The organism is Acinetobacter guillouiae CIP 63.46, from assembly GCF_000368145.1.
In the GTDB taxonomy this organism is placed as follows: Bacteria; Pseudomonadota; Gammaproteobacteria; order Pseudomonadales; family Moraxellaceae; genus Acinetobacter; species Acinetobacter guillouiae.
Genome location: NZ_KB849286.1, coordinates 304455 through 310454 on the forward strand (window position 1 = coordinate 304455; position 6000 = coordinate 310454).

Genomic DNA, 6000 nt, shown 5'->3' on the forward strand with positions numbered 1-6000 from the left:
AACAAAAACGGTCTAAGCAAATTTAAAAACAATTAACGATTCTTTGTTTGTTTATAAGCTTCTTGCGCTATAGCCAAACTTTTCTTTTTGCCTTCAACAGTATCTGGAATCTCATTAGATGTTCCATTACCAGAATGGCGTTGCAGGTGTTGCTGTTGAGAATACTGATGCATTTCAGACTGAGTTTTTTGTTGCCGTATCGAAGTTTGGTTTGCAGTTCGTTGGGTTAATTTTTGTTGAAGTTGTTGCTGTGGATTTATAATAGCAGTTCCAGCACAGGGTCTAGATTGATAAGTTACCGAACCTTTTACTGTACATTTGTGTACGTCTTTAGCAAATACATGATGAGAAATCCCTAAAGCTAAGATAACCAACAATACTTTTTTCACAACCAACACTCCATTTAAGTCTCAACAAAATATCAACAAATGATTTAAATTGCTATTTACACAGGAGTTTTCTTATTCACAGGAGTTTTCATCTACAATTAAGGTATAAATATGACTTTTTTTGCCAAGTTTTACAGCATTTTGTCATAGTTCAAAGCCTTGAGTTTCAAGATTTAATTTGAAGGTTTTTAAGTGATTGCTGAACAATAAAACCATGAACCATAGAAACAGGCAGCATATAAATTTTCCCAAAAAGATTATATGTTACTACACTGGTACATATCGTTAATTCATTTCTAAGTCCATCATATTCTTCGATTTGTAAAACCAGCAATACACTCAAGTGCTTATCGGTTGACTGTAAAAAAAGCTCACGATCTGAGACTTTAACCACATCAAAAAAATCTGCTTTCCCACCCACTTGAAGCGGTTTAGTTGATTCACCAAAGCCTTGAATAGGTTGCACACCACCTAAATGCCGGCTTAAAAAATCTCTTAGCTTAAACGCAGCCCTCAACCAAACTGGCGGCTTACTGGTCATTAGATAATAGGCTTGAGTACTGGTAAGATTTTTATCAATATATTGCTTGGCTTCGTGTAAAAAATTTAATTGATCAAGTGGAGCAACCAGTATTTTAGGATCTTTTTCTATGTTCATTCGATTAACCCCTTAAAATATAATTAATATTTTTTCAAACAACCGCTAAAAACAGTCTACAGTAATCAGTTGTTGGTGCAATTACTCACATTCTAAAGTTTAATAAATATACTTAGATTCTAGAATAAAATAGCCAAACCATAAATAACAAAAAGGTCTGCACTTGGCAGACCTTTGATTATACTGACTTTAGTGCGTCTATCTTTTAATTAGCTATCCATGTTATGAATGACTTAAAACAATATTAAAACACTATAAAACAATTGGTTATATCGCTTTAGTTGATTCAAAATAATTAATATGTACACCATTCTGTACACAAAGACTTTTTTAAATTAGGTTTTGGTGAAATTTTCATCACAAATAAAATAGTTTGGATTAGCTACCAACTAAACCAAACCATTAGGAATATAAAGTACTACCAATGTTTTAAGTAGAATAGTTCTCCATCCGCTATTCACAATAGTCAGCATGATAGAAATTAACTGTCAACAGGTTAATCTTATAACACAAGATGAAATTTTTCTAATTTATTTTCAGCTTGCAAAAATGCGCAAGTTAGCAATTTTCGACTTTTTAATAGTTTTTTATTCCAAAATTATTCCTAAGAATAAAGCCCTCACTCAGAGGGCCATGCATCCCTCAATCTTTCTGCATCAGCTGCGTGTCCATCAGCTTTTTCTGCCACTGTTCGATATTCAGTAATGCAGTTTTCGAGTATGTCACTGTTGGCAATGGTGTACTCAACGATGGTTTCTTTGGAGGCACTGGACAAGCGACTGCCTGCAATTTTGAGTTGCTTTGACAAGCTGTCAGCGCTGGACTGAGCAATATCAGCATCAGACTTAATCTGTTTAATTTTGGCATTATAGTTTTGCTCCGCTTTTAACTGTTGTTCAGACCATTGTTTCTCTTTGAGTGCTGCTGAGGCTTTGGCCTTTGCATTATCAGCTTGCAAAACAGTTTCAGCATGTTTGTATTTTTCTATCTGCCCTGCTTTGTGATTCAATAAGGCAAGGCAAATTAGTAATAAAAAAGCGAGAAGTCCGATTAAGATTTCTCGCCATGCTTTTACAGCTAAATAGAGGTAAGTCATTTTAAAAATAACTCCATTTCAATTTTTCTGCGTTTTACAAGACCATTTAAGACTCGCCCGCCTCCACGGTTCCATCGAGGGAATTGCTCTGCAGCGCCTTTATAATCTTTTGCATTGAGCTTTTTAAGCAGAGTTGATTTACTAAGATTGCCTTCACCCAAGTTGTAGGTGAACGAAGCTAAAGCGTCAAATTGGTTTTGATTAAGAGGCACTTTCACCAAACGATTGATAGCATTTTCAAATACAACTAAGTCATTACGCAGATATTCTTCAGCTTGAGATTCTGTGCATGTGTCGCCTTTTTTGACACGCACACCATTAGGATATTTGATTGTGCCAAATCCAATGGTCCAAACGCCTACACCATCGTCGTAGGCTTTCAATCGCAGACCCTCAAAGCCACAAACAAGGTTAATGCCTAAATTACTTGTTTTCATTGCTATCACCTTTCTTTTCTTGCTCAGAACTACCAAAATAGAATCCACATGCTGTTGTCATTGCGCCAGCAATAAAACCCAATGCTGTGTTAATCAGATTGCTGTTTTCCCGTGGCATATCCACAAAAAATAATGCAATGATCAGAACAAACATCAATGCAACCAATGAGAAAGCTAAATAGGCTCTTGTGTTGTCATTATTCATCGTCCTACTTCCTCTAGCCGAGAAACCTTCTCTTTTATCAAAGACTGATCTTGGCTCATCTGAATAATTGAGGAACCAACCCAAGCGCATAGAGAAAACACGACACCAGCAAAAATCCCGAGTAATACACGCAGCACAGAAAGCCCACCATCTTGAGATGCTGTCCGATTTTCTAAGTTGGCGACTTTGATATCTAATGTATCGATATCCTTTTTGTTTTGTTCGCTAGTTTCTTTGTGTGCTTCATTAATGAATGTCAGTCGTGTAACGTGATCTGACAACATACGAATATCACTCTGAATTGAATCAATTTTCTTTTCAAATCTAATCCCATAGGATTCGTTTTCAGACATGTAACCCCCTATTTTTGGCAATAAAAAAGCACCTTTCGGTGCTACTTTGCTAAACTTAATATAAAATCTTCAACTCTATTTGCATACCACTTGCCGCCTAGCTCGGTAAAATGGATGCCGTCATACATGTATTTTACAAAGTCAGAACTATCATCAGGATGAAAACCAAACTCTTTATAACCTTCCCAGAGTGGTATTGAGTAATAACCACAAACATCACGAACTGCTTTTTGCTTCAATGATGCTTGATCCGTACTACCCTCAATGATTCTAAATGTCGTGCGTGGTACCGCTGAAATAAATCCGATTCTTGCATTGGTCCACTTTTTACGTAAACCCAAAATTAAAACATGCAATGCACCATAAAAAGTATTTACAGTACGATCAGACATTGTGCCAAGTGTTGTTGTTACAACATCATTTGTTCCCAGTGCAATTGTGATAATGTCTGTTTCAGAATTAAGTTTATATTCGGTGTCAAACAACTCTGACATAACAATATCAACAGTGTTTTCGGGATCACGATGTATTCGTGCACCGGGTTTTGCTTTCTTAATCAATGTTGCATTATGGCGCTCAGCTAAAACATCAGCATAACAATTAGGATGGTATGTGATTGAATCTCCATAAGCGCCCCATGTTTTACCGTTCAATGATGATTTATTTTTTAAATCTAGATCGACAATGCTTTCACGTGCTTGCAAATCCATCACATCTTTATCGCCAATTTTGTAAAACGATTGAGCAACATCAACCATATTACCTTTGCTGATTTTTAAACTTGCGGAAATATCAAAACTATAATCAAGAATTTTTACATTGATAAAACCATAATGAGCCGTGCTTGGTACTGTGAAACGCTTAATTTTTGGATCATTCGTATCAACTAATGTAAGTTTGCCTTGGGTTGGTCCTGCTGCAGTTGAATTGGTTGAACGTGTCGCAATAGCAAAAAGCAACGGATTAAAGTCATCGGCGTAAATACTATAGGTTTCACCACCTTCAACAGGAAAAACACTAAATACTCTATTTAAATCAAAATTTATAATTGATCCCGTTGAGTTAGATGCATCTATATAACCGCCCTCAATATTATTAATCTCTGTGTAAAGACTCTCTAAAATCACTAAATTATCATTTGTTAAAACATCAACAATTTTAGTAATTTTTAAACTTGAAGATATATCAAAATTCAAATCTCCAATTGCAACATTGATAAAAGCAAATTTTGCATTATTTGGAACTGTAAATCTTTTTATATTTGAATCTGGTGTATCAATTAATACTACTTTACCTTGGGTTTCTCCTGGTGTCGTTGAGTTTGTCGCACGGGTAGCAATTGCAAATAGTAACGGGTTAAAATCATTACAATTAATTGTATATGTTCCCCCACTATCCACCTCAAATACATTTATTTTTCTTTGATCTGAGCCTGATAAAATTGCACCTGGTGGGAATTCTGAACCACTTTCTGAAGCATTAACAAATAAATTTGTGACATTATTGGATGGGTTGTAAAGCTCTTTAATCGACGGAATTAGCGAGTTTACATATCCCACAGCCTGATCTTTTTCACTCAAACCAGTGTCAGTCCAAGTTCCATTTTTCCACAGCCATACTTTTTTGGTATCAAGTGCTTTGGCAGCAGTTGGATCAACAATAGGGGTGCTAGCAAGCAATTGAGCTTGTGTTTCAAACGGCTGAATACCGCCATTTTCCATCAATATTTTTAATGCTTTTGCATGAGTTGGATAAAGTTTATTTAACCGAGTAATAACATCTTCATCATCACCTCCAGCCCAATACTTTTCCCAAGCTGAAGCATTTTCATTGGCTTCAACAAGCTTTTGTTTGGTAATAATCTCAGCCATGCTTTTCTCCAAGCATAAAAAAACAGCCTGTTAAGGCTGCTTGGTAATTTTGAACTTTAAAGAAATGAATGATCTTTTTCATAATATCGATCATCATAATTTATACAGGTAAGTTTGTTGGTCATTTGGGTATTTCGAGACATTTCGCTTAGCATAAATGCTTGGCTAGATGTTTCTGCCACTTTGGTGATTGAATATAGAGTTTTTACATATCTGTCTGTTCCCACTACAAGCGCCATGGTTGGAGCATGATTCAGAATGATCTGATTGGTGTACTCACCAGCGGTACACTCAATAATATCTACGGATCCATCAGCAATTTGCAGACAGCAGTAATATTGCTCGCCATCTTCAAAATCAACATCCATAGAGCAAGTTAGAATCAATCCATCCACTGCAATAATTTCACCATCTTGTGTTTTAAGGTCGGTACCGTTCGCAACCAAAATCCGATCATTTCTGATCAACAATTCAGACTCATCCAGCGCTTCAAACTCACAATCAACATTCTGATATTCAAGTTTGTTCCACTCGCGCCAAGCACGTGTCTTAGCTACTGCATGATTTCTAATACCCGATGTCGTGATCTTAAGCGCATTGGTTAAAGTGATACTTTCAGGAACAGAATAAGTAATACGCTTGTCATCATCAGGTGATGTGTATTCAAGCTCAACCCCGTCATAGTCTTTATCATTGCCAATCTTATAGGTGCGCTTTTCAGAACTAGAAACTTTATTCCGATGATTAAATAATAAAACTGAACTTGCTTGAGGTTTTTCAAACTTCAGTCTTAATTTATTACCAAATCGGATTGCTTCACAAAAACATGCACTTGCAACCATGCCAGCCTGTTCTTCAAATGAAAGTGAGTCATCATCAAAGGTGTAGCAAAATTCAGTTGCATCAGTTGAATTAAAATATGTTTTAACTGCCTGAATTTCTGTTTTGATCTTATCTATATCAACATCTAAGGAAGATCGGCGTCCAATGT

General features: G+C 36.0%; 8 protein-coding genes. All 8 read right to left on the reverse strand.

All coding sequences use genetic code 11. The annotated features are described in order from the left end of the window. Nucleotides 1-32 precede the first annotated feature (32 nt). The gene (locus F981_RS19905) at nucleotides 33-389 is read right to left on the reverse strand and encodes a hypothetical protein (RefSeq protein WP_004724910.1); all 357 of its coding nucleotides are present in this window, start codon (nucleotides 387-389) and stop codon (nucleotides 33-35) included. A 166-nt stretch (nucleotides 390-555) separates the two neighbouring features. Next, nucleotides 556-1047 (reverse strand): DUF2867 domain-containing protein, encoded by a 492-nt coding sequence (locus tag F981_RS19910; protein ID WP_004724912.1) that lies wholly within the window; start codon nucleotides 1045-1047, stop codon nucleotides 556-558. A 619-nt stretch (nucleotides 1048-1666) separates the two neighbouring features. Next, entirely contained in the window at nucleotides 1667-2143 is a 477-nt protein-coding gene (locus F981_RS19915; protein WP_004724914.1) for a hypothetical protein, read from the reverse strand. Beyond that, nucleotides 2140-2580 carry a lysozyme gene (locus F981_RS19920; protein ID WP_004724915.1) on the reverse strand — a complete coding sequence of 147 codons (441 nt, stop codon included), beginning with the start codon at nucleotides 2578-2580 and terminating at the stop codon, nucleotides 2140-2142. Before F981_RS19920 ends, F981_RS19915 begins: the two co-directional genes overlap by 4 nt. Further along, on the reverse strand, nucleotides 2567-2785 hold the full coding sequence (locus tag F981_RS19925; RefSeq protein WP_004724917.1) for a hypothetical protein: 219 nt from the start codon (nucleotides 2783-2785) through the stop codon (nucleotides 2567-2569). The genes F981_RS19920 and F981_RS19925 overlap by 14 nt, the downstream gene beginning before the upstream one ends. Next, nucleotides 2782-3138, reverse strand: coding sequence for a hypothetical protein (locus F981_RS19930; protein WP_004724919.1), 357 nt, complete (start codon nucleotides 3136-3138; stop codon nucleotides 2782-2784). The genes F981_RS19925 and F981_RS19930 overlap by 4 nt, the downstream gene beginning before the upstream one ends. A 41-nt stretch (nucleotides 3139-3179) precedes the next feature. Continuing rightward, on the reverse strand, nucleotides 3180-5009 hold the full coding sequence (locus F981_RS24280) for an SGNH/GDSL hydrolase family protein (RefSeq protein WP_004724921.1): 1830 nt from the start codon (nucleotides 5007-5009) through the stop codon (nucleotides 3180-3182). Nucleotides 5010-5065: 56 nt separating this feature from the next. Then, nucleotides 5066-6000 (reverse strand): host specificity factor TipJ family phage tail protein (locus tag F981_RS23785; protein WP_157407121.1); only part of this gene is annotated, 935 nt, incomplete at its 5' end.